Origin of the sequence: Pseudomonas sp. ANT_J28, from assembly GCF_008370005.1 — a bacterium.
Taxonomy (GTDB): domain Bacteria; phylum Pseudomonadota; class Gammaproteobacteria; order Pseudomonadales; family Pseudomonadaceae; genus Aquipseudomonas; species Aquipseudomonas frigoris.
Genome location: NZ_VOBM01000038.1, coordinates 36,644 through 59,204 on the forward strand (window position 1 = coordinate 36,644; position 22,561 = coordinate 59,204).

Annotated in this window: 19 protein-coding genes and 1 pseudogene; 13 read left to right on the forward strand and 7 right to left on the reverse strand. The window is 58.8% G+C overall.

Annotated elements, in window-relative coordinates; all coding sequences use genetic code 11:
* Positions 1–149 precede the first annotated feature (149 nt).
* Positions 150–884, reverse strand: coding sequence for a tellurite resistance TerB family protein (locus tag FQ187_RS23105; protein ID WP_149631242.1), 735 nt, complete (start codon positions 882–884; stop codon positions 150–152).
* A gap of 187 nt (positions 885–1,071) precedes the next feature.
* Between FQ187_RS23105 and FQ187_RS23110 the strand changes: the two genes are divergently transcribed.
* The 8 genes from FQ187_RS23110 to FQ187_RS23145 all read left to right on the forward strand — a co-directional run bounded on the left by FQ187_RS23110 (position 1,072) and on the right by FQ187_RS23145 (position 11,054).
* Positions 1,072–1,986, forward strand: coding sequence for a LysR family transcriptional regulator (locus tag FQ187_RS23110; protein WP_149631243.1), 915 nt, complete (start codon positions 1,072–1,074; stop codon positions 1,984–1,986).
* A 130-nt stretch (positions 1,987–2,116) separates the two neighbouring features.
* On the forward strand, positions 2,117–3,574 hold the full coding sequence (locus tag FQ187_RS23115) for a gamma-aminobutyraldehyde dehydrogenase (protein WP_149631263.1): 1,458 nt from the start codon (positions 2,117–2,119) through the stop codon (positions 3,572–3,574).
* An 82-nt stretch (positions 3,575–3,656) separates the two neighbouring features.
* A complete protein-coding gene (gene ydcS, locus FQ187_RS23120) occupies positions 3,657–4,808 on the forward strand; it encodes a putative ABC transporter substrate-binding protein YdcS (protein ID WP_149631244.1) in 1,152 nt (383 codons plus the stop codon).
* 190 nt (positions 4,809–4,998) lie between these two features.
* Entirely contained in the window at positions 4,999–6,036 is a 1,038-nt protein-coding gene (locus tag FQ187_RS23125) for an ABC transporter ATP-binding protein (protein ID WP_149631245.1), read from the forward strand.
* 1 nt (position 6,037) lies between these two features.
* The gene (locus tag FQ187_RS23130) at positions 6,038–6,985 is read left to right on the forward strand and encodes an ABC transporter permease (protein ID WP_149631246.1); all 948 of its coding nucleotides are present in this window, start codon (positions 6,038–6,040) and stop codon (positions 6,983–6,985) included.
* Positions 6,975–7,817: an ABC transporter permease gene (locus FQ187_RS23135; protein WP_149631247.1), complete on the forward strand. Its 843-nt coding sequence runs from the start codon at positions 6,975–6,977 to the stop codon at positions 7,815–7,817. Before FQ187_RS23130 ends, FQ187_RS23135 begins: the two co-directional genes overlap by 11 nt.
* Positions 7,818–7,995: 178 nt before the next feature.
* Positions 7,996–9,420, forward strand: a complete 1,425-nt coding sequence (locus tag FQ187_RS23140) for a gamma-aminobutyraldehyde dehydrogenase (RefSeq protein WP_149631248.1) — start codon at positions 7,996–7,998, stop codon at positions 9,418–9,420.
* 146 nt (positions 9,421–9,566) lie between these two features.
* Positions 9,567–11,054, forward strand: a complete 1,488-nt coding sequence (locus FQ187_RS23145; protein WP_149631249.1) for an APC family permease — start codon at positions 9,567–9,569, stop codon at positions 11,052–11,054.
* 44 nt (positions 11,055–11,098) lie between these two features.
* Here the strand turns inward: FQ187_RS23145 and FQ187_RS23150 are convergent, their stop codons facing one another.
* Both FQ187_RS23150 and FQ187_RS23155 read right to left on the reverse strand, forming a co-directional pair.
* Positions 11,099–11,725 (reverse strand): RloB family protein, encoded by a 627-nt coding sequence (locus tag FQ187_RS23150; protein ID WP_149631250.1) that lies wholly within the window; start codon positions 11,723–11,725, stop codon positions 11,099–11,101.
* A gap of 2 nt (positions 11,726–11,727) precedes the next feature.
* On the reverse strand, positions 11,728–12,981 hold the full coding sequence (locus FQ187_RS23155; protein WP_149631251.1) for an ATP/GTP-binding protein: 1,254 nt from the start codon (positions 12,979–12,981) through the stop codon (positions 11,728–11,730).
* A 438-nt stretch (positions 12,982–13,419) separates the two neighbouring features.
* Between FQ187_RS23155 and FQ187_RS23160 the strand changes: the two are divergent.
* Positions 13,420–13,940, forward strand: a pseudogene (locus FQ187_RS23160) (Bro-N domain-containing protein).
* A 97-nt stretch (positions 13,941–14,037) separates the two neighbouring features.
* Entirely contained in the window at positions 14,038–14,241 is a 204-nt protein-coding gene (locus tag FQ187_RS23165; protein WP_129441514.1) for a hypothetical protein, read from the forward strand.
* A 10-nt stretch (positions 14,242–14,251) separates the two neighbouring features.
* Here the strand turns inward: FQ187_RS23165 and FQ187_RS23170 are convergent, their stop codons facing one another.
* The gene (locus FQ187_RS23170; protein WP_129441512.1) at positions 14,252–14,437 is read right to left on the reverse strand and encodes a hypothetical protein; all 186 of its coding nucleotides are present in this window, start codon (positions 14,435–14,437) and stop codon (positions 14,252–14,254) included.
* Positions 14,438–14,828: 391 nt separating this feature from the next.
* On the opposite strand from FQ187_RS23170, the gene FQ187_RS23175 reads away from it, so the two are divergent.
* The gene (locus tag FQ187_RS23175; RefSeq protein ID WP_149631252.1) at positions 14,829–16,454 is read left to right on the forward strand and encodes a glucan biosynthesis protein D; all 1,626 of its coding nucleotides are present in this window, start codon (positions 14,829–14,831) and stop codon (positions 16,452–16,454) included.
* A gap of 63 nt (positions 16,455–16,517) precedes the next feature.
* On the opposite strand, the gene FQ187_RS23180 is transcribed toward FQ187_RS23175, so the two are convergent.
* The 3 genes from FQ187_RS23180 to FQ187_RS23190 form a co-directional block, all read right to left on the reverse strand.
* Positions 16,518–17,624, reverse strand: a complete 1,107-nt coding sequence (locus FQ187_RS23180; protein ID WP_149631253.1) for an NADH:flavin oxidoreductase/NADH oxidase — start codon at positions 17,622–17,624, stop codon at positions 16,518–16,520.
* 199 nt (positions 17,625–17,823) lie between these two features.
* Positions 17,824–19,533, reverse strand: a complete 1,710-nt coding sequence (gene recJ, locus FQ187_RS23185) for a single-stranded-DNA-specific exonuclease RecJ (protein WP_149631254.1) — start codon at positions 19,531–19,533, stop codon at positions 17,824–17,826.
* Positions 19,534–19,599: 66 nt separating this feature from the next.
* Complete coding sequence (locus FQ187_RS23190; protein WP_008151638.1) at positions 19,600–20,142, reverse strand: YaeQ family protein; 543 nt, start codon at positions 20,140–20,142, stop codon at positions 19,600–19,602.
* A gap of 147 nt (positions 20,143–20,289) precedes the next feature.
* On the opposite strand from FQ187_RS23190, the gene FQ187_RS23195 reads away from it, so the two are divergent.
* Together FQ187_RS23195 and FQ187_RS23200 are read left to right on the forward strand one after the other, a co-directional pair.
* Positions 20,290–21,489, forward strand: a complete 1,200-nt coding sequence (locus FQ187_RS23195) for a CaiB/BaiF CoA-transferase family protein (RefSeq protein WP_149631255.1) — start codon at positions 20,290–20,292, stop codon at positions 21,487–21,489.
* A complete protein-coding gene (locus FQ187_RS23200) occupies positions 21,416–22,411 on the forward strand; it encodes a TIGR02285 family protein (protein WP_149631256.1) in 996 nt (331 codons plus the stop codon). Before FQ187_RS23195 ends, FQ187_RS23200 begins: the two co-directional genes overlap by 74 nt.
* Positions 22,412–22,561 lie beyond the last annotated feature (150 nt).

Below are 22,561 nucleotides of genomic sequence, written 5' to 3' on the forward strand. Positions count from 1 at the left end.
CCTCGAGGGGCATTTTAAATGCTGCGGAGTATAGCCGAGGGCGGGGTTGCATCTGGAAAGGGTTGCGCGCCACTTCTCATTCCCGGCAAAAACAGCCGGAATTGGCCCTGAGGGGGGGCATGTAGCGCGACTGAAGGCGGCCTGCTGACTTACACGGAAGCCTGACGCACCTGCTTTTCCAGCTCAGCCTTCAACCCCGGCTCAAGCTTGAGCTGGCGTGCAAGCTCATCGAGGTAGGATTTCTCCATGAAGCTCTCTTCATCCACCAACATCACACTGGCGATGTACATCTCGGCGGCCATTTCCGGCGTGCTGGCGGCGCGGGCGACGTCGGCCGGGTCCAGCGGCTTGTTGAGTTCGGCGTGCAACCAGTGCTGCAACTCCTGATCATTATCGAGCTTGGTGAACTCGCCTTCGATCAGCGCACGCTCACGCTCATCGACATGGCCATCAGCTTTAGCGGCAGCCACTAGCGCTTTGAGAATCGCCTGGCTGTGCAGCTCGACTTGCTCTGCTGGCAAACGATCAAGGGTTTGAGGTTCGCTTCTTGTATTAGAAAGTGGTGCGGTGCCCTGCTGAGCCTGCCAGTTGCCATACGCCTTGTAGGCAATCACGCCCAACGCAGCCAGGCCGCCATAAGTCAGGACCTTGCCGCCGACACTGCGCCCTTTCTTGCTGCCCAGCAGCAAACCCATGGCACCGGCCGCCAACGCCCCGCCGCCTGCGCCCGAAAGCAAACCGCCGAGGCCGCCCGAACCACCACTGCCGCCGAGCAATCCACCCAAGCCACTGCCAGAGGCCTTGTTTTGTGAGCCGCCGGCCTTGTTCTGCAACATGTCCTGACCTGACTTGAGTAGCTGATCGAGCAATCCACGCGTGTTCATTTGCCGCCTCCAAAAAAGGGGTTAACCGGATCAATAAGGCCATCAGCCTAGATCGAAAGTGCCCAGCATCCGGGGGCGAGAGTGCTTCTAGATGTTGCGCAGCGCCGTTCATCTGCCCACGGCCCTTCAGAAAAATGGATATACACTCAAGCAAATCTATAAAAACCGCCCACCGGGTACTTTCTCCATGATGACCTTGCGTCAGATCCGTCACTTCATCGCCGTGGCCGAGACCGGCTCAATCTCCGCCGCCGCGCAAACCGCGTTCATTTCTCAGTCCACCTTGACCCTGGCCATCCAGCAACTGGAGCAGGAAATCGGCGTCGGCCTGTTCAACCGTCACGCCAAGGGCATGACGCTGACCCACCAGGGCCACCAATTCCTACGTCAGGCGCACCTGATTCTGGCGACGGTGGACAACGCCAAACGCAGCCTGCAACAGAGCACCGATCAGGTCGCCGGGCAGTTGATCATCGGCGTGACCAGCCTGGTGGCCGGTTACTACCTTGCGGATCTACTCACCCGCTTCCAGCGCGCCTACCCCAACGTCGAGATCCGGGTGATGGAGGACGAGCGCCCATACATCGAGCACCTGCTGGTCAGCGGCGAGATCGATGTTGGCGTGCTGATCCTCTCCAACCTCGAGGACCGCCACGCCTTGCAGACCGAAGTGCTGACCCACTCGCCCCATCGGTTATGGCTACCAGCCCAGCATCCACTGCTGGAACACGACAGCATCAACCTCGCCGACGTGGCTCGCGAACCGTTGATTCAGCTGAACGTCGATGAAATGGATCGCAATGCGCAACGCATGTGGGCGGCGGCTTCGCTGCAACCGCGTATCACCTTAAGAACAGCGTCGACGGAAGCGGTCCGAAGCCTGGTGGCAGCGGGTTTGGGCGTGTCGATCCAGCCAGACATGACCTATCGCCCATGGTCACTGGAGGGCGACATCATCGAAGCGCGACCAATAGCGGACTTGAGCCAGACCCTCGACGTCGGCCTGGCCTGGCGTCGCGGCACCGCGCGCCCAGTGCTGGTGGACCCGTTCCTGACCGTCGCCCGTGAACAACCCCACGGCGGGCGCAAGCCATCTATTTAATCGAACGCCACCTTCAGTATTTAGAATTTGTCGACCTCGGGTCTGAGCACTAGTCTTGCTGCATCTATAAGACGGCCGGGCCCCAGTCACAGGGAGCAGCATGGCCACACAAGAAAAGAGAACCCGAAAAATGGCTGGCGCGCAGACCCCGTTGTTTACCGCGTTGTTGATCGACGGCGAATTGGTCGCGGGCCAGGGGTTTGTCGAGCCGATCCTCAACCCGGCCACCGGGGAAGTGCTGGCCCACATCGCCGAAGCCAGCACCGAACAAGTCGAAGCCGCGATCCTCGCCGCCCACCGCGCCTTCGCCGGCTGGTCGCGGACCACGCCGCAACAACGCTCGAACCTGTTGCTGGACATCGCCAACGCCATCGAAAAACAAGCCGACCTCCTCGCCCGTCTCGAATCGCTGAACTGCGGCAAGCCGTTGCACCTGGCGCGTCAGGATGACTTGAGCGCGACGGTCGATGTGTTCCGCTTCTTTGCTGGTGCCGTGCGTTGCCAGACTGGCCAGCTCAGCGGCGAATACCTGCCGGGCTACACCAGCATGGTCCGCCGCGATCCGATTGGCGTGGTCGCCTCGATTGCGCCGTGGAACTACCCGATCATGATGGCCGCGTGGAAAATCGCCCCAGCCCTGGCCGCCGGCAACACGCTGGTGTTCAAACCATCCGAACACACGCCACTGTCGATTCTGGCCCTGGCACCGGCGCTGGCCGAGATCCTGCCGCGCGGTGTGATCAACATCATTTGCGGTGGCGGTGAAGGCGTCGGCAGCCACTTGGTCAGTCATCCTAAAGTGCGCATGGTGTCGCTGACCGGCGATATCGTCACCGGGCAAAAAATCCTCCAAGCCGCGGCGAAAACCCTGAAACGCACTCACCTCGAACTCGGCGGCAAGGCCCCGGTGATCGTCTGCAACGATGCCGACATTCAAGCCGTGGTCGAAGGCGTGCGTACTTACGGCTATTACAACGCCGGCCAGGATTGCACCGCAGCGTGCCGAATTTATGCACAGGCCGGGATTCATGATCGCTTGGTGGCCGAACTCGGCGCGGCGGTCAGCAGTTTGCGCTTCGCCGGCAAGCGCGACGCCGACAACGAGATCGGCCCGCTGATCAGCACCCGCCAACGCGACCGCGTGGCCAGTTTTGTCGAACGCGCCCTCGGCCAGCCGCACATCGAGCGCGTGACCGGCGCGGCGGTGCATTCCGGTGCCGGCTTCTATTACCAGCCGACGTTGCTGGCCGGTTGCAAGCAAGGCGATGAAATCGTCCAGCGCGAAGTGTTCGGGCCGGTGGTCACCGTGACCCGTTTCGATCAGCTCGAACAAGCCGTGGACTGGGCTAACGACTCGGAATACGGCCTCGCCTCCTCGGTCTGGACCCAGAACCTGGACAAGGCGATGCAGGTCGCGGCGCGCTTGCAGTACGGCTGCACCTGGATCAACAGCCATTTCATGCTGGTCAGCGAAATGCCCCACGGCGGCCTGAAGCGTTCGGGCTACGGCAAAGACTTATCCAGCGATTCGCTTCAGGACTACAGCGTGGTGCGGCACATCATGGCCCGCCACGGCCAGCATCTCTGACTACGCTTATAACAAGCCGCTAACGGCATGCTTCACCACGCTCAAAACTGCCCCGACCATAATTAAAGAAGAGGGAAACCCCATGTTCGTGCACAAGACCGCACTGCTCAGTGCAATCACCACCGCGCTGCTGGCCAGTGCCAGTATCCAGGCCGCCGAACCGCTGAAAGCCGTTGGCGCCGGCGAAGGTCAGCTGGATATTGTGGCCTGGCCTGGCTACATCGAACGTGGCGAAAGCGACAAGGCCTACGACTGGGTCACCGGCTTCGAAAAGGAAACCGGCTGCAAGGTCAACGTCAAGACAGCCGCCACTTCCGATGAGATGGTCAGCCTGATGTCCAAGGGTGGTTACGACCTGGTGACTGCATCCGGCGATGCCTCCCTGCGGTTGATCGCCGGCAAGCGTGTGCAGCCGATCAACACGGCGTTGATCCCGAACTGGAAGAACATTGACCCTCGTCTCAACGATGGCGCTTGGTATGTCGTCAATAAGCAAACCTACGGCACCCCGTACCAATGGGGCCCGAACGTGTTGATGTACAACACCAACATCTTCAAAACAGCGCCGGACAGCTGGAGTGTGGTGTTCGAAGAACAAACCCTGCCGGACGGCAAGTCCAACAAGGGTCGGGTCCAGGCCTACGACGGCCCGATCTACATCGCCGATGCGGCGCTTTATCTCAAATCGAAACAGCCGGAACTGGGCATCAAAGACCCGTATCAGCTCAACGAAGCGCAATACAAAGCGGCGCTGGACCTGCTTCGCAAGCAACAGCCCTTGATCCACCGCTACTGGCATGACGCGACGGTCCAGATGAGTGACGTCAAAAACGAAGGCGTGGCGGCGTCCAGCACCTGGGGTTACATGGTCAACGGCTTGGTGGCGGACAAGCAGCCGGTTGCCTCGGTCATTCCAAAAGAAGGTGCAACGGGTTGGGCCGACACCACCATGCTGCACGCCGAAGCCAAGCACCCGAACTGCGCTTACAAGTGGATGGACTGGTCGCTGCAACCGAAAGTCCAGGGTGACCTGGCGGCATGGTTCGGTTCGTTGCCGGCGGTTCCGGCCGGGTGCAAGGAGAGTGAATTGTTAGGCGCCGAGGGCTGCAAAACCAACGGTTACGATCAATTCGACAACCTGGCCTTCTGGAAAACTCCGCAGGCTGAAGGCGGCAAGTTCGTGCCGTATAGCCGCTGGACCCAGGATTACATCGCGATCATGGGCGGTCGCTAAGCCCCCTGTAGCAGCTGCCGAGGCACGAGGCAGCGTTGCGTGTCCGCAGGACCGCCCCCAGGGCCGCTGCGCAGCCCGACGCAGCCTCGTACCTCGACAGCTGCTACGACGCTGTTCATTAAGTTTCAGTTTTTCAGAAGTCCAGGCTGGGGTCGCTGTGAGGACCCTCGCCTTTTTGGAGCACCGCACCATGACGCTTGCAGTCCAGTTCACCAACGTTTCCCGTCAGTTCGGCGAAGTGAAGGCCGTTGACCGGGTTTCCATCGATATCCAGGACGGCGAGTTCTTTTCCATGCTGGGCCCTTCCGGCTCGGGCAAAACCACCTGTCTGCGTCTGATCGCCGGTTTCGAACAACCGAGTGCAGGCTCTATCCGTATTCACGGCTTCGAGGCCGCCGGGCTGCCGCCGTATCAGCGTGACGTGAACACCGTGTTCCAGGATTACGCGCTGTTCCCGCACATGAACGTACTCGACAACGTCGCCTACGGTTTGAAAGTCAAAGGCGTCGGTAAAACCGAACGCCAGAAACGCGCCGAAGAAGCCCTCGACATGGTCGCCCTTGGTGGTTACGGCGAGCGCAAACCGGTGCAACTGTCCGGCGGTCAGCGCCAGCGTGTGGCCCTGGCCCGCGCCCTGGTCAATCGTCCGCGAGTGCTGCTGCTCGATGAACCGTTGGGCGCCCTTGATTTGAAGCTGCGCGAGCAAATGCAGGGTGAACTGAAGAAGCTGCAACGCCAGCTCGGCATCACCTTCATCTTCGTCACCCACGACCAGACCGAAGCGCTGTCGATGTCGGATCGTGTGGCGGTGTTCAACAAGGGGCGCATCGAGCAGGTCGATACCCCGCGCAACCTGTACATGAAACCGGCTACAACCTTTGTCGCCGAATTCGTCGGCACCTCCAACGTGATTCGTGGCGATCTGGCGAAGCAGTTGAGCGGCAATCCACAGCCGTTTTCGATTCGCCCGGAACACGTGCGTTTCGCCGAAGGGCCGCTGGCCAGCCATGAAATCGAAGTCAGCGGCTTGCTCCATGACATTCAGTACCAGGGCAGCGCCACCCGCTATGAAGTGAAACTGGAAAACGGCCAGACCCTGAACATCAGCCAGGCCAACGTTCAGTGGCTGGACGTCAGCGCGCAACATCAGACCGGACAACGCATCAGCGCGCGCTGGGCACGGGAAGCGATGATCCCGCTGCACGACAACATTGTCGGCGGGGTGTGAGATGAACAGCGTGGTTCTCCCTCAAACCCCGGCCGGCGGCTCGCCGTTGCGCAGGTTTTCCAACCTGCTGTATCGCCGGCCGAACCTGTACCTGTCGATGCTGCTGGTACCGCCGCTGCTCTGGTTTGGCGCGATCTACCTCGGTTCGCTGCTGATTCTGCTGTGGCAAGGTTTCTACACCTTCGATGACTTCACCATGGCGGTCACGCCCGACCTGACCCTGGCGAACTTCGCTGCGCTGTTCCAGCCGTCGAACTTCGACATCATCCTGCGCACCTTGAGCATGGCCGTCGTCGTCTCGATCGCCAGCGCCATCGTCGCGTTCCCGATTGCCTACTACATGGCGCGCTACACCACCGGCAAAACCAAGGCGTTTTTCTACATCGCGGTGATGATGCCGATGTGGGCCAGTTACATCGTCAAGGCGTATGCCTGGACGTTGCTGCTGGCCAAGGGCGGCGTGGCACAGTGGTTCGTTCAGCACCTGGGGCTTGAGCCGGTTTTGCAGTTCATTCTGGGCATTCCGGGCGTCGGCGGCAGCACCTTGTCGACCTCGCACCTGGGGCGCTTCATGGTGTTCGTCTACATCTGGCTACCGTTCATGATCCTGCCGATTCAGGCCTCGCTGGAGCGTCTGCCGCCGTCCTTGCTGCAAGCCTCGGCCGACCTCGGCGCCAAGCCACGCCAGACCTTCATGCAAGTGACATTGCCGCTGTCGATTCCAGGCATTGCGGCCGGTTCGATCTTCACCTTTTCGCTGACCCTGGGCGACTTCATCGTGCCGCAACTGGTGGGCCCTCCGGGTTACTTCGTCGGCAGCATGGTGTACGCCCAGCAAGGCGCGATCGGCAACATGCCGATGGCCGCCGCCTTCACGTTGGTGCCGATTGTGTTGATCTCCATTTACCTGACTATCGTGAAACGACTGGGGGCCTTCGATGCGCTCTGATGCAAAAAAACAAAGGCCAGAAACCCACCGGGAGAAAGCATCGCTCGGCCTGCGCATCGCGGCCTGGGGCGGGTTGGTGTTTTTGCACTTCCCGATCCTGATCATCTTCCTGTACGCCTTCAACACCGAAGACGCGGCGTTCAGTTTCCCGCCCAAGGGCTTCACACTGAAGTGGATCGGCGTGGCGTTCTCCCGTCCCGACGTACTGGAAGCGATCAAGCTGTCGCTGCAAATCGCCTCCGTCGCAACGTTGATTGCGCTGGTCCTCGGCACGCTGGCATCGGCGGCGTTGTACCGCCGGGATTTCTTCGGCAAGCAAGGCATCTCGCTGATGCTGATCCTGCCGATTGCCTTGCCGGGGATCATCACCGGTATCGCGTTGCTGGCGACCTTCAAGACGCTGGGCATCGAGCCGGGGATGTTCACCATCATCGTCGGTCACGCGACCTTCTGTGTGGTGATCGTCTACAACAACGTCATCGCCCGGTTGCGGCGCACTTCGCACAGTTTGATCGAGGCCTCGATGGACCTCGGCGCCGACGGCTGGCAGACCTTCCGCTACATCGTCCTGCCGAACCTTGGCTCGGCGTTGCTGGCCGGCGGCATGTTGGCGTTTGCCCTGTCGTTCGACGAAATCATCGTCACCACCTTCACCGCCGGCCATGAACGCACCCTGCCGCTGTGGCTGTTGAACCAGCTCAGCCGCCCACGGGACGTGCCGGTGACCAACGTCGTCGCGATGCTGGTGATGATGGTGACCATGTTGCCAATCCTCGGCGCCTATTACCTGACCCGTGGCGGCGAAAGCGTTGCGGGCAGTGCCGGGAAATAACGAACAACGACTACTCCCTGTAGGAACCGACTCTAAAGTGGGAGCGGGCTTGCTCGCGAAAGCGGTGTGTCAGGCACCATCAATGTTGAATGTGATGGCCTCTTCTCGAGCAAGCCCGCTCCCACTTTAGAGTCGGTTCCTACAGGGGAAAAACAACAGTTCCGAAGAGGACAAAGCCATGCAAACCAAACTCTTGATCAACGGCCAACTGATCGACGGCGAAGGCCCCGCCCAACCGGTGTTCAACCCGGCCCTCGGTCGTGTGTTGGTCGAAATCAACGAAGCCAGTGAAGCCCAGGTCGATGCCGCCGTGCGTGCCGCCGACAGCGCCTTTGAAGGCTGGTCGCAAACCACGCCGAAAGAACGTTCGCTGCTGCTGCTCAAACTCGCCGACGCCATCGAAGCACACGGCGAAGAACTGGCCAAACTGGAGTCGGACAACTGCGGCAAACCTTACAGCGCCGCGCTGAACGACGAGATCCCAGCAATTGCCGACGTGTTCCGTTTCTTCGCCGGCGCCAGCCGTTGCATGAGCGGTTCGGCGGGCGGTGAATACCTGCACGGCCACACCTCGATGATCCGTCGCGACCCGGTCGGCGTGATCGCGTCCATCGCACCGTGGAACTACCCGCTGATGATGGTCGCCTGGAAAATCGCGCCGGCCCTCGCGGCGGGTAATACCGTGGTGCTCAAGCCGTCGGAACAAACCCCGCTGACTGCGCTGCGTCTGGCGCAACTGGCGTCGGATATTTTCCCGGCCGGCGTGCTTAACCTGGTGTTCGGTCGTGGTCCTACAGTCGGCAGCCCACTGGTCACGCACCCGAAAGTGCGCATGGTCTCGTTGACCGGTTCGATCGCAACCGGTTCGAACATCATTTCCAGCACCGCCGACAGCGTCAAACGCATGCACATGGAATTGGGCGGCAAAGCCCCGGTGATCATCTTCGACGACGCCGACATCGACGACGCCGTGGAAGGCATCCGCACCTTCGGTTTCTACAACGCAGGCCAGGACTGCACCGCCGCCTGCCGCATCTACGCGCAGGAAGGCATCTATGACAAGTTCGTCGAGAAACTCGGCGAGGCGGTCAGCAGCATCAAGTACGGTCTGCAGGATGATCCGTCGACCGAGCTGGGCCCATTGATCACCGCCCAACATCGCGACCGCGTGGCCGGGTTTGTCGAGCGCGCGGTGGCGCAGCCGCATATCCGCTTGATCACCGGCGGCAAGGCTGTCGAAGGCAATGGCTTCTTCTTCGAACCGACTGTGTTGGCCGACGCGCAACAGGACGATGAAATCGTCCGCCGTGAAGTGTTCGGGCCGGTGGTGTCGGTGACCAAATTCACCGATGAAGCGCAGGTACTCGGTTGGGCCAACGATTCGAACTACGGCCTGGCATCGTCGGTATGGACCTCCGACGTCGGTCGCGCGCATCGCCTGTCGGCGCGTTTGCAGTACGGCTGCACGTGGGTGAATACGCACTTCATGCTGGTCAGCGAAATGCCGCACGGCGGTCAGAAACTATCCGGTTATGGCAAGGACATGTCGATGTACGGGCTGGAGGACTACACCGTCGTTCGGCATGTGATGTTCAAGCATTAAAAAAGCTTCGCGAGCAGGCACATTCCCCTGCTCGCGATGGCCTCACCGCAACACAAAACAATAACCACCGATCCGGGCAGCGCCGTCATGGCCCTGTCACGGTTTCGGACATCCGAAATCTGCCGATTTTCCGGAGCTAACACACCATGAGTGCATCACCCGATCTCTCTGCAGCCGTTGCCGACAGCGACGCCGAGCAACTGCGCAAGCTGGGTTACACCTCGAACTTCAATCGCACCATGAGCCTGTGGGAAAACTTCGCCCTGGGCTTCACTTATCTCTCTCCGGTCGTAGGGGTTTATACCCTGTTCGGCTTGTGCCTCGCCGCCGGTGGGCCACCGATGTTCTGGGCTTATTTGCTGGTCGGATGCGGCCAGTTGCTGGTGTGCCTGATCTTCGGTGAAGTGGTCTCGCAGTTCCCGATTTCCGGCGGCGTGTACCCGTGGGCTCGCCGCTTGGTGGGCAAGCGCTGGGCGTGGATGGTCGGCTGGATCTACTCCATCGCCCTGTGCGTCACCATCGCCGCCGTTGCGGTGGGCGCCGGTCCGTACCTGGCCGCCATGATGGGCTTTGAACCGAGCAACAACACCAACATCGTCATCGCACTGTTCCTGACCTTGTTCGCCACCCTGGTCAACCTCAGCGGCACCAAAGTGCTGGCGCGGATCGCCATGTTCGGCTTCCTCTGCGAACTGGTTGGTGCGGTGATCGTCGGCCTTTATTTGCTGATCTTCGAGCGCCATCAATCGATCAGTGTGTTGTTCAACACCTTCGATATCAGCGTTGATGGCTCCTACCTTCCGGCGTTCCTCACCGCCTCGCTGGCAGGGATGTTTCTGTACTACGGCTTCGAGGCCTGCGGCGATGTGGCCGAAGAAACCCCGAACCCGAGCAAGCAGATCCCGGTGGCCATGCGCATGACCATCTACATCGGCGGCATCGCGGCGATGTTCGCCTGCCTGGCGCTGATCCTCGCCGTGCCAGACATGCAAGCAGTGATCAACGGCACCGACAAGGACCCGGTGACCACCATCCTCAACAACGCCTTCGGCCCGGTCGGTTCGAAAGTGGTGATGGGCGTGGTCATGATTTCCTTCATCTCCTGCGTCATCAGCTTGCAGGCGGCGGCGAGTCGTCTGCTGTATTCCTATGCTCGGGATGAAATGATCATCGGCAGCTCACTGCTGAAGAAGATCTCTCCTACGACTCAGGTTCCGGTTGCGGCACTGTTCGTGTCCGGTGTCCTGCCGGCGCTGATCATTGTGCTGGGCTTCTTCCTGCAGGATGCCGTGGCAACCATCGTCAGCTTCGCAGCCATCGGCATCTACCTGGCGTTCCAGATGATCGTGCTCGCCGCGTTGTATGCGCGCATGAAGGGCTGGAAACCGAGCGGCAAATTCACCCTCGGCGCCTGGGGTTGGGCAGTGAACATCGGCGCGCTGGTCTATGGCGTCGGCGCCATCATCAACATGGCCTGGCCGCGCACGCCGGATGCGGCGTGGTACATCAACTACGCGATGGTGTTGAGTACTGCGATCGTGATTGGGTTGGGGCTGGTTTATATGTGGCTTGCCAAGCCGTATGACCACCATGGGACTGCGCCTGCGGGGGACGCTTGGAAGGTTGGTCGATAAGGGTAATTACCCAGCCCGCAGTGATGCGGGCTGGGTTTGAGGTGTTAGATCGGTAGGGGTTTGGAGAGAATTTCGAATTCGTCCATCAGCAGATGGATTTCGGTGCTGGAATTAGGTTCGCCGCTGATAGCAACGTCCTCGATAATCTTTGGTGCTAAATCTCTCGCCCTTTGGAAGGGCTCACCTAAAAGTTGTGCGAAATAGTTGGTGTCTTCGCCTTTTTCGTACTTATCCATGTTGAGTTTCTCTCTGAGGCTCTTGGCCACCAAGTCGCCTGGAGAGTGCTTTCCAACCGCTCGAAATGGCTTTCGATTGAAACCGAAGTGCAGAAGCAGCCAAAACTCAAAACAGGGGTAGGAAGCGATGACTTTGATTTTCGGATGAGGCCTCGCCAGATTTATTGCTCGTTCAAAACACAGATGTGTATCGCGATCCAATGCACAAAACACCTTGTCGAAGCATTTCTGGCGGGCTATTGCTGTTTCTACAATGCCGCTTGGGTGTGTGACGCCACAGTGGGAAATTTCCACTTGAGCTTTGGCGCGAAAATGAAATGCAGCCTCCTCCAGATATCGTTTTCCTGACTTGCTGTCTTCACAGAGGATCAACACTTTGGGTTGAGGCTTGAACCGCGGTGCCTTTCGATCAAATAGTCGTATCGAACGCGCCATGATCAACCCCGCCTTATCAGTGGTAACCCGCGATAACGGCCTTCAAAGTAGCGTTTCTCGACATCCTCCCCTTCCCGTCCTTCAAAGTCGTAAACAGAAAAAAGGCAGGTTGCACCGTTAGCGTCTCTTTCGGTGATCCAGAACTGATCGCGGCGAAGCGCTTTGGCGTTCATTAGATGAGTGTCGTGAGTGGTAAAGATCAGTTGATTCTCCAACCCACTGTCCAGGTGTTTCTCAATCAAGTCCCCGACTATTGAGGGATGAAGGCTGCTGTCCAACTCATCGACAGACAGTATCCCGCTACCATCGGCGTGATTGATCATGAACCAGGGCAGCCAGAATCCAACCAGGTTTTTCGTACCGCCTGACTCCTCGGAAAAATCAAACTCCGCCTGGCCTAAAAGACTCGTATGCGTCAGGGTCACTTTGTCTTTTTGGGCTGCTGCGAAGAACTCTTTCAGTGTGAGTTTTTTGGTGCGTTGAACAGACTCTGCGTCTTCGGTGTTGAGCCGGATCGCTGACACCGGGATATCCACTTCTTTTAGAAAGTCTCGTAAATAATGTGTGTAATCCGATGCCATCCGAAGAAATCTGATGGACGCTGCTGACAACCCCATCATGTTGTTCTGCTCAATAACGAGTAGACCGGTTTGAAACCAGCTAAACGGCGCCCGCAACTGAGTCAACTCTTCGCTACTGTTCGCAACCGCCTGCGAAATAAACAACATCTTGGGACTCGTCAGACGCCGCCAAGCGTTGTGCACCTCTTTACCGCCCTCAAGGCTTGAGCCAAAAACATAATGCTCCCCCTCATCAACAAAACGACGTGAATACAACAGCGTTTCCTTACCTTTGGGATAGGAAACCAATTGTTCCTCGATAATCCGCTGCGCAGTCATGCGCAGAACAAACCGATATCGGATCCCGCGTTGAATGAAGTTGTACTCAAAAGAACTGGGTTCGTTTTGAAGTTGCGGGTCAAAACGAAATGGCGAGACCGGTAGCGGCTCATCATTTGATGAAGGTATCGAAGCGAGCAAACTCCCCATGATCCCCATCGCCCGGATAAGCGAAGACTTACCGGATGCGTTCGGTCCGTAAATCGCCGCCACCTTCAATAAATCAGGCAGTTTTTCTCCATTTACGATTGGTGTGAACACGTTGCGCTTTTTGCTCAAGCACGGCGTCGCAGCCATGGACAGGGTTTGTTTGTCACGGAAGGAGCGATAATTGGAAACTGAAAATTCGATCAACATGTAGCAAACCTGCAGTTCGTTCCTGAATGCAGGAAAAACTATAGGAAAAACCACGGCTGTGATGCTGCTTGACTGCACCTCATGCAAAAATAGGCAATTCCTACAGATCGAACCTTCCGGCATAGACACCGATTCCTACAGCATGCGGCGCCAAGGTAGACTTGGCGCCGCGAGCGCCTGAACGATAGGCTTCAACCCGTCGCTGCAAAATCAGTGACCCGGGGTCGAAGCCGGCAAATCATCAACATGGCGCATCCGCGCCCCCATAGAACTGGGGCAATTTTTGCCTTTCAGCTTCGCTTTATGGTGGGCCGTGTGGCGCGGGCCTCTTGGCTTACATGTTGATCGAGAATGTCCCGACTTCGAACGCCGCACGGTCCGCCACCTAAATCTGTCGAAGGATTAGTGGCGGCTCCTTTTTCAACATGGAGTCGAAAAATGCTTACGCACACACCAAATCCGTCTGAAATGCATCCGCATTTCACCCCTACCATCTTCACCCGCCACAACCGCTTCCTCCATGCCTTCATGCCTTCATGCAGGACAACCAAGCCTGGTTCTGCGTCCAGGATCTCGGTCGTTTGATGGGCCGCCCGATGGACCAACGCCTCACCCTGAAACTCGATCCGGACCAGCGTCGATACGTCTGGCTGCTCAAGAACGGCAAAACGGTCGAATCGCTGATGGTCAGCGAATCAGGGATGTACGCCCTATTGATTCACCATTTTGTCCCGGAAAACCGAAACCTGCGCCAATGGCTGAGCAACGAAGTCATACCTTCGCTGCGTGAGTCGAAAGCGACATCTGTGGATAACATTCCAAGCCTGAGTTCATTGCAGTGGGCAGGCATCTCGGTGCCGCTGTTGCATTGGCAGCATCAAGCGTGGATCAAGTGGCGGGACATGCCTGATCTGATGCAGGCACAACGGCCGTTCACGATCGTGGGCACTTGCAGTTGAAGGTAGAGTGAAAAAATGAAAAAGGGGCGGACTTCACAGTCCGCCCCTTTTGGTTTGAATACGCCTGTTCAATCTCCCGCAAGAGCAATCCGCAGCCATGAGCAAACCGCGCATCACCAGCCAAAGCGTCACTGAAGTGATTCCAAGTGATAGCGCCTTTTCAGAAAAGTATCTGCAACAAACCATCGAGCAAAAAAATATCGCGGCTCGTCGCCAAGCAATCCACGAAGGCATCATCGACGCCGATACTGGCAAGCTGACCCGCCTGGCCACCGTAAAAGCCAAATGGCTTTCACGGTAACCATCCTCGGTCAAAACCTCGAAACACTCCTCATCGCATCCACCAGGTACCGCATCGCAATCTGGTCGCTTTCCGACAGCTCCCGATAGCGCTCTAGCAACTTCATCTCATCCGAACTGAGCCTACGCCTTCGGCGCACAGTGGTCAGGCAAGGAAAGATTCCCAGCAACTGGGTGATGCCTTGTACTTTCGTCATGGACGATGTCCTTCTATAAGCCCGAGAAAACTTCAAAAACCGCATCGCCCTCTCCTTCTTGTTAGTCGCCGGCCTGAAGGGCAGAAACCGGTCATGACCACAGAATAGAAACTATCCGGGCGCTGAAAAGCGTTTTTAGAGTAATTAGTCGAAAAAAGCAGAAATGCCCTATAAATCAGAAAGTACTGTCGGAAAACTTAACCGACATTTCTTGTTTCATTGCCACGAAGCCAAAGTGCTACCAATCATTTTTTCTACACAACCGAACGGTTTAAGCTATTTGTTATCTGTTTAATGTCCGTTGCGTTTGGCCGAAGGCATGTCCGAACCTTTATTTTTGATCCAGCACGTGCCAGGAACGGCACGGGATTGTTCACGACAGGTTGAACTTATGCACCGCAGGAATTTGCTCAAAGCATCCATGGCCATCGCTGCCTATACCGGATTATCAGCCACCGGCCTGCTGGCTTCGTGGGCCTGGGCCGGTACCGGCGCGGCGGATGGCGAAGCTCAGGCGTTCGACTTCGAAGCGCTGAAGATCCAGGCCAAGCAGCTCGCCGGCAATCGCTATCAGGACACCAAGCAGGTGCTGCCGCCGACCCTGGCGACCATGACGCCGCAGAACTTCAACGCGATCCGCTACGACGGCAACCACTCGCTGTGGAATGACCTCAACGGTCAGCTGGATGTGCAGTTCTTCCACGTGGGCATGGGATTCAAGCAACCGGTGCGCATGTACAGCGTCGATCCCAAGACGCGTCAGGCGCGAGAGGTACATTTTCGCCCTTCCCTGTTCAACTATGAAAAAACCACGGTCGACACCAAACAGCTCACGGGCGACCTGGGGTTTTCCGGGTTCAAGCTGTTCAAGGCCCCGGAGCTGGACCAGCACGACGTGTTGTCTTTCCTTGGCGCTAGCTATTTCCGTGCGGTCGATGCCTCGGGCCAGTACGGTCTGTCGGCTCGCGGCCTGGCGATCGATACCTATGCCAAGAAGCGTGAAGAATTCCCGGACTTCACCAAGTTCTGGTTCGAAACGCCCGACAAGGACAGTACCCGCTTCGTGGTCTACGCCCTGCTGGACTCGCCGAGCGCCACCGGTGCCTACCGTTTCGACATCGACTGTCAGGCCAGCCAGGTTGTCATGGGCATCGACGCAAACATCAATGCGCGCACCGCCATCGAACAACTGGGCATCGCGCCGATGACCAGCATGTTCAGCTGCGGCACCCATGAACGACGCATGTGCGACACGATTCACCCGCAAATCCACGACTCTGATCGCCTGGCCATGTGGCGCGGCAACGGTGAGTGGATCTGCCGCCCGCTGAACAACCCGGCCACCCTGCAATTCAATGCCTTCGCCGACACCGATCCAAAAGGTTTCGGCCTGGTGCAGACCGATCACGAGTTCGACAGTTATCAAGACACCGTCGACTGGTACAGCAAGCGTCCGAGCCTGTGGGTAGAACCTACGACCGCGTGGGGCGAAGGCTCTATTGATCTGATGGAAATTCCCACAACCGGCGAAACCCTGGATAACATCGTCGCGTTCTGGACCCCGAAGAAACCGGTCGCGGCCGGCGACTCACTGAACTACGGATACAAGCTGTACTGGAGCGCACTGCCACCGGTCGGCACGCCGTTGGCGCGGGTCAACGCCACTCGTTCGGGCATGGGCGGTTTCATCGAAGGCTGGGCACCTGGCGAGCATTACCCGGAAGTTTGGGCTCGACGGTTTGCCGTGGACTTCACGGGTGGCGGTCTGGACCGCTTGCCTGAAGGCGCAGGGATCGAGCCGGTGGTTACGTGCTCGAATGGGCAAGTGAAGGATTTCAACGTGCTGGTGCTGGATGACATCAAGGGTTACCGCATTACCTTTGACTGGTACCCGACCAATGACAGCGTGGCGCCGGTGGAGCTGCGGTTGTTCATTCGCACCAATGACCGGACGTTGAGTGAGACCTGGTTGTACCAGTACTTCCCGCCTGCACCTGAGAAGCGCAAATACACCTGACAGCTGCAGAAATGCAAAAGCCCCGGTCAACTCGACCGGGGCTTTTTGGTTTTACAGCATCAATCAGTCGCGCAAATCCGACTCATGAATCGGCTGTTCACGATGGGTGGCCCGCTGATACTGCGCCGGCCAGATGGCCTTGCGTCCACCCAGGTCATCATCGGCATGCAGCGGCCAGTACGGATCACGCAGCAGCTCACGGGCGAGAAAGATGATGTCAGCCTGGCAGGTCCGCAGAATGTGCTCGGCCTGTGCCGGCTCGGTGATCATTCCTACCGTGCCGGTGGCAATACCTGACTCTTTGCGCACACGTTCGGCGAAACGGGTTTGATAACCGGGACCTGTAGGAATCTCGGCGTTGGCCGCCGTACCGCCCGACGAGACGTCAATCAGGTCTACCCCCAACGCGTGGAGGCGTCGCGCCAGCTCCACGGTTTCATCCGGATTCCAGCCGTCCTCCACCCAATCGGTGGCCGACACCCGCACGAACAGCGGTAGCTCTTCAGGCCACACCGCACGCACCGCTTCGGTGACTTGCAACACCAGCCGGATGCGATTCTCGAATGAACCACCATATTGATCGCGCCGCTGATTGCTCAGGGGCGAAAGAAACTGATGCAGCAGGTAGCCGTGGGCGGCGTGTATTTCCACCACTTTGAAACCGGCGGTCAGTGCTCGCTGGGCCGACGCAACAAAAGCCTGAATGACCTCAGCGATCTCGCCATCCTCGAGCTGCTTGGGGTGGGTGTGCTGCGGGTCGAAAGCAATCGGCGAAGGGCCCACCGGGATCCAGCCACCGTCTTCGGGTTTGACGCTGCCATGTTTGCCGATCCACGGCCGATGGGTGCTGGCCTTACGCCCGGCGTGGGCCAACTGAATGCCGGCCACGGCGCCTTGAGCCGCAATGAAGCGAGTGATGCGCTGCAACGGTTCGATCTGTTCATCGTTCCACAGGCCGAGGTCCTCGGCGGTGATGCGCCCGTCGGCCGTGACCGCCGTGGCTTCGGTAAACACCAGGCCGGCCCCGCCGACAGCGCGGCTGCCGAGGTGGACCAGGTGCCAGTCATTGGCCAGTCCATCTACGCTGGAGTACTGGCACATCGGCGACACCGCAATGCGGTTGAGCAGGGTCAATTGGCGAAGGGTATAGGGTTCAAGCAGCAGACTCATGGGGCACCTCTCGAATCAGTGGGCAGGCTCCAGGGTTCTGTTTGAAAAGTCGACGAGTGACAGGAAAAAGGTGCAGCACCCGCCCCCGCGGGCAAAAAATTCGACAAGACGTCACAAGGATAATCAAGCAGTGCTTAGAGACTAGTCGACATCGGGGGATGGTGGAGGGTTCAGATGGATTGGGTGCCAGAAGTTCGCATCAACGCGGCTCGATATGGGCAATCATCAACTGCACCGTCTCGTTGCCACGGAACTCGTTGAGGTCGAGTTTGTAGGCCAATTCCACCCATTTGATGGTCGGATTCGGCCAGATGTCGCGGTCGATTCCGAAGGCAATGCCATCCAGCTTCACCGAACCACATTCACTCTTCAGCACCACTTTGAGGTGCCGCTCGCCGACCACTCGCTGCTCGACCAACTGGAACACGCCGTGGAACAGCGGCTCCGGGAAGTGCTGCCCCCAAGGTCCGGCATGGCGCAGGGCGCGGGCCAGTTCCAGGTGGAATTCCTCGACCGCCAGGGTGCCGTCCGACAGCAATCGACCCGTCAGGTCTTCTTCGCGCAATTGCCTACGCACTTCCGCGTCAAAGGCTTCGGCAAACAACGGAAAATTCGCTTCCGGCAGCGTCAGGCCGGCTGCCATCGCATGGCCGCCGTATTTGCTGATCAGATTCGGATGCTGCGCCGCCACCACGCTCAACGCGTCGCGAATATGAAACCCCTGAACCGAACGCCCCGAGCCCTTGAGCAAGCCATCGCCGGCATCGGCAAAGGCAATGGTCGGACGGAAATAGCGATCTTTCATACGCGACGCGAGGATTCCGATGACACCCTGGTGCCACTCGGGATCGAACAGGCACAAGCCGAACGGCATCGACTCGACCGGCAAATCCTTCAGTTGAGCCAGCGCTTCACGCTGCATGCCCTGCTCAATGGATTTACGGTCCTGGTTCATGCCGTCGAGTTGAGCGGCCATTTCACGCGCCAGACCAGCGTCTTCGGTGAGCAGGCATTCGATGCCCAGGCTCATGTCATCCAGACGCCCCGCCGCGTTCAGACGTGGGCCAACAATGAAACCCAGGTCAGTAGAGGTGATGCGCGTGTGGTCACGCTTGGCGACTTCGAGGATCGCCTTGATCCCCGGCCGTGCGCGCCCGGCGCGAATCCGTTCCAGGCCTTGGTGCACCAGAATCCGGTTGTTGGCATCCAGCGGTACCACGTCGGCGACGCTGCCCAGCGCCACAAGGTCCAGCAACTCGCCGATGTTCGGCTGCGGCTTGCTCTCGTACCAGCCGAGGCTGCGCAAACGCGCACGCAGGGCCATCAGCACATAGAAAATCACCCCGACGCCGGCCAGCGCCTTGCTCGGAAACTCGCAACCCGGCTGGTTCGGATTGACGATGGCATCGGCCAGCGGCAACTCGTCACCGGGCAAGTGGTGGTCGGTGACCAGCACCTGGAGCCCGGCCTTTTTCGCCGCCGCCACGCCTTCAACGCTGGAGATACCGTTGTCCACAGTGATCAGCAACTGTGGTGTACGGGTCAGGGCCACTTCAACGATTTCCGGCGTCAGGCCGTAGCCATACTCAAATCGGTTCGGCACCAAATAGTCGACGTGCGCCGCGCCCAGCAGGCGCAAGCCCAACATGCCCACGGTACTGGCCGTCGCGCCATCGGCGTCGAAGTCACCGACGATCAGAATCCGCTGACGCTGTTCGAGCGCCGTCACCAGCAAATCCACCGCTGCATCGATGCCTTTGAGTTGCTGATACGGAATCAACCGCGCCAGGCTCTTGTCCAGTTCAGCCTCGGACAGCACGCCCCGCGCCGCGTACAGACGGGTCAGCAGCGGCGGCAGATCACCGAGGAATGGCAGGGTGTCGGGCAACAGGCGAGGTTCGATGCGCATGGGGTGACAGGTGCTTCTCTTGAATACGTAGGATAAAAGCGGATAACGCGGACCAGCAGCGAATAATCAGCCGCGCTCGCCGCTCAGCCATTGCAACTGGACTTCATGCTGACCACGGTCGTCGGTGACGAAAATCGTCCCTTCGCTGATCATCACGTCCCACTTGATAACCCGGGGCATGTCTTTGGCCAGGGTTTCCAGCACGTCTTGCGGGACCGCAGCGATGTGCACGTTTTTCAGGTTCTTGATCGCCGGGATCACTTTGGTTTCCCAGACACGCAGGCTGCCATAGGCCAGCAGACTGGTGCGTTCGGTGCGACGCGAGCACCAGGTCAGGCGATCGGCGTCTGGCTGGCCGACTTCGATCCAGTGCAGAACGCGGTCGTCCAGGCTCTTTTCCCACAGGGCAGGTTCGTCCACGTCTGACAGACCGCGACCGAACGACAGCTGCTCGTTGTACCAAAAGGCGTAGGCCAGCAGTCGCACGGTCATACGCTCTTCAGTCTCCGAAGGGTGACGGGCGATGGTCTGCTTCACGCTCTCGTACACGCTGCGGTCAAGGTCGGTAAGGTTCAGTTCAAACTTGTAGGTCGTGGACGGCTGGGCCATGAACGGGCTTCTTGATACGGGGAAAGGCGGCAAGTCTAACCGATGCGGTAGGCAATCCACGAATTGAAGGCGATCAACCTTGGTCGTCTGACGTCCGGCTATGTTAAAACCCTGTATTCGCTCAGCCTTTGTCCTACAGGATCCAGCATGCCGCTCACCGGAAAACCGCTCTCAGGTCTGAAAGTCATTGAATTGGGTACGCTGATCGCCGGGCCGTTTGCCTCGCGCATTTGCGGCGAGTTCGGTGCCGAGGTGATCAAAATCGAGTCCCCCGATGGCGGCGATCCGTTGCGCAAATGGCGAAAACTGTATGAAGGCACCTCGCTGTGGTGGTTCGTCCAGGCGCGCAACAAGAAGTCCCTGACCCTGAACCTCAAACACCCCGAAGGCTTGGCGATTCTGAAAAAACTGCTCAGCGAAGCGGACATTCTGATCGAGAATTTTCGCCCGGGCGTGTTGGAAAAACTCGGTCTGGGCTGGGAAGTCTTGCACGCTCTGAACCCGAAACTGGTGATGGTGCGCCTCTCGGGTTTCGGTCAGACCGGCCCGATGAAAGATCAACCAGGCTTTGGCGCCGTCGGTGAATCCATGGGCGGTCTGCGCTACATCACCGGGTTCGAAGACCGGCCACCGGTGCGCACCGGTATTTCCATCGGTGACTCGATTGCCGCGCTCTGGGGCGTGATCGGTGCGCTGATGGCGTTGCGTCATCGCGAGGTTAACGGTGGACTCGGCCAAGTGGTGGATGTGGCGCTGTATGAAGCGATTTTCGCCATGATGGAAAGCATGGTCCCGGAGTTCGACGTGTTCGGCTTCATCCGCGAGCGCACCGGCAACATCATGCCGGGCATTACGCCCTCCTCGATCCACACCAGTGCCGACGGCAAACATGTGCAGATCGGCGCCAATGGCGATGCGATCTTCAAACGCTTCATGCTGATCATGGGTCGCGAGGACCTGGCCAACGACCCTGCGTTGGCGAGCAACGACGGACGCGATAGCCGTCGCGACGAAATTTATGGGGTGATTGATCGCTGGGTCAACTCGCTGCCGCTGGACACCATCATCGAGCAGTTGAATCAGGCCGACGTACCGGCCAGCCGGATCTTCAGCGCTGAAGACATGTTCAGTGATCCACAGTACCTGGCCCGGGAAATGTTCCTGAAGGCCAAGCTGCCGGACGGCAAAGATTTCAAGATGCCGGGAATTGTGCCGAAACTCTCTGAGACCCCCGGCACTTCGGAATGGGTCGGGCCGCAGTTGGGCGAACACAATGCGCAGGTACTCAACGATCTTGGTTACGACAAGGAACAGATCGCAAAGCTGCGTGAAGACGGGGCCATCTAAGCTGAGGCGTCTGCTTGCGCGGCCCATCAACCACTGCCTGACGCGCGGCGGAAGAGCATTGTGCGCGTGCGCGTTTTTCCTGTTGCTCGCCGGCCAGGCTCAGCCAACGTTGGCGCAACCGAAGGAAACCCTGGTCTGGCTATTGCGCGACCTTCCACCGCTGATGATTTTCGAAGGATCGAAAAAGGGCCAGGGCGTCATCGATCAACTGTTACCCCTGCTGATCGCCCACATGCCGCAATACGAACACACCCTGATGCGAGTCAATCGCGCCCGCGGCTTGCAAATGCTCCACGAGGCATCCCTCACGTGCGATGCGGCGCTGAACTGGAGCAAGGAGCGCGATAGCTGGATCGCGTTTTCCATTCCGGTGTTTCGGGCCATGAGCAATGGATTGGCGGTGCGCCGCGATGATCGGGACGTGCTGACGCCCTTCATCAAGGATGGCGAGGTGGACCTGGTGGCCTTGCTGGCCAGTGGCCGCGAGAAACTGGGCATTATTGCCGAGCGCAACTACGGCGAATATCTCGACGCGCTGCTCAAACAGGCGCCAGCCAACTCACTGACCCTCCACTACGGTAACGATGCCTTGGGCAGCCTGTTGCAAATGCAACGCCTGGGGCGCTTGCGGATGCTGTTGGGGTACCGCTCGGAGATCCGCTACCAGGCCCAGCAACAAGGGATCGCGGAAGATGAATTGCAGTTCTACCCGATTCGCGGCACGGGCAAATACTTGTCCGGTTATATCGGCTGTACCGATACCCCCCAGGGCCGGCAGACGATCATCGAGATCAACCAACTGTTGCGCACCCTGCCCCACGGTCATTTGAGCGAGGCATACGCCGCCTGGCTGGACCCCGAAAGTCGCAGCGATTACCTGGAAGCCAGCCGGGCATTTTTCCTGCAGCAGGCCGAGCAATGACAAATCGCAGGCAAAAAGAAACCCCGAGAAGTGGGGAGACGACTCGGGGTTAAACGTGGCCTACATAAAGACCAGTGGCAGCAAGCTACAAGCACCGGAGCACAATGCTTGATCCTGCTGTTACAAGGTCTGACTGACCTAAGCGCAGGA

Coding starts and splice junctions, on each gene's coding strand:
- FQ187_RS23105 (WP_149631242.1), bottom strand. CDS start 884: ATGAACACGCGTGGATTGCTCGATCAGCTACTCAAGTCAGGTCAGGAC.
- FQ187_RS23110 (WP_149631243.1), top strand. CDS start 1,072: ATGATGACCTTGCGTCAGATCCGTCACTTCATCGCCGTGGCCGAGACC.
- FQ187_RS23115 (WP_149631263.1), top strand. CDS start 2,117: ATGGCTGGCGCGCAGACCCCGTTGTTTACCGCGTTGTTGATCGACGGC.
- ydcS (WP_149631244.1), top strand. CDS start 3,657: ATGTTCGTGCACAAGACCGCACTGCTCAGTGCAATCACCACCGCGCTG.
- FQ187_RS23125 (WP_149631245.1), top strand. CDS start 4,999: ATGACGCTTGCAGTCCAGTTCACCAACGTTTCCCGTCAGTTCGGCGAA.
- FQ187_RS23130 (WP_149631246.1), top strand. CDS start 6,038: ATGAACAGCGTGGTTCTCCCTCAAACCCCGGCCGGCGGCTCGCCGTTG.
- FQ187_RS23135 (WP_149631247.1), top strand. CDS start 6,975: ATGCGCTCTGATGCAAAAAAACAAAGGCCAGAAACCCACCGGGAGAAA.
- FQ187_RS23140 (WP_149631248.1), top strand. CDS start 7,996: ATGCAAACCAAACTCTTGATCAACGGCCAACTGATCGACGGCGAAGGC.
- FQ187_RS23145 (WP_149631249.1), top strand. CDS start 9,567: ATGAGTGCATCACCCGATCTCTCTGCAGCCGTTGCCGACAGCGACGCC.
- FQ187_RS23150 (WP_149631250.1), bottom strand. CDS start 11,725: ATGGCGCGTTCGATACGACTATTTGATCGAAAGGCACCGCGGTTCAAG.
- FQ187_RS23155 (WP_149631251.1), bottom strand. CDS start 12,981: ATGTTGATCGAATTTTCAGTTTCCAATTATCGCTCCTTCCGTGACAAA.
- FQ187_RS23165 (WP_129441514.1), top strand. CDS start 14,038: ATGAGCAAACCGCGCATCACCAGCCAAAGCGTCACTGAAGTGATTCCA.
- FQ187_RS23170 (WP_129441512.1), bottom strand. CDS start 14,437: ATGACGAAAGTACAAGGCATCACCCAGTTGCTGGGAATCTTTCCTTGC.
- FQ187_RS23175 (WP_149631252.1), top strand. CDS start 14,829: ATGCACCGCAGGAATTTGCTCAAAGCATCCATGGCCATCGCTGCCTAT.
- FQ187_RS23180 (WP_149631253.1), bottom strand. CDS start 17,624: ATGAGTCTGCTGCTTGAACCCTATACCCTTCGCCAATTGACCCTGCTC.
- recJ (WP_149631254.1), bottom strand. CDS start 19,533: ATGCGCATCGAACCTCGCCTGTTGCCCGACACCCTGCCATTCCTCGGT.
- FQ187_RS23190 (WP_008151638.1), bottom strand. CDS start 20,142: ATGGCCCAGCCGTCCACGACCTACAAGTTTGAACTGAACCTTACCGAC.
- FQ187_RS23195 (WP_149631255.1), top strand. CDS start 20,290: ATGCCGCTCACCGGAAAACCGCTCTCAGGTCTGAAAGTCATTGAATTG.
- FQ187_RS23200 (WP_149631256.1), top strand. CDS start 21,416: ATGCGCAGGTACTCAACGATCTTGGTTACGACAAGGAACAGATCGCAA.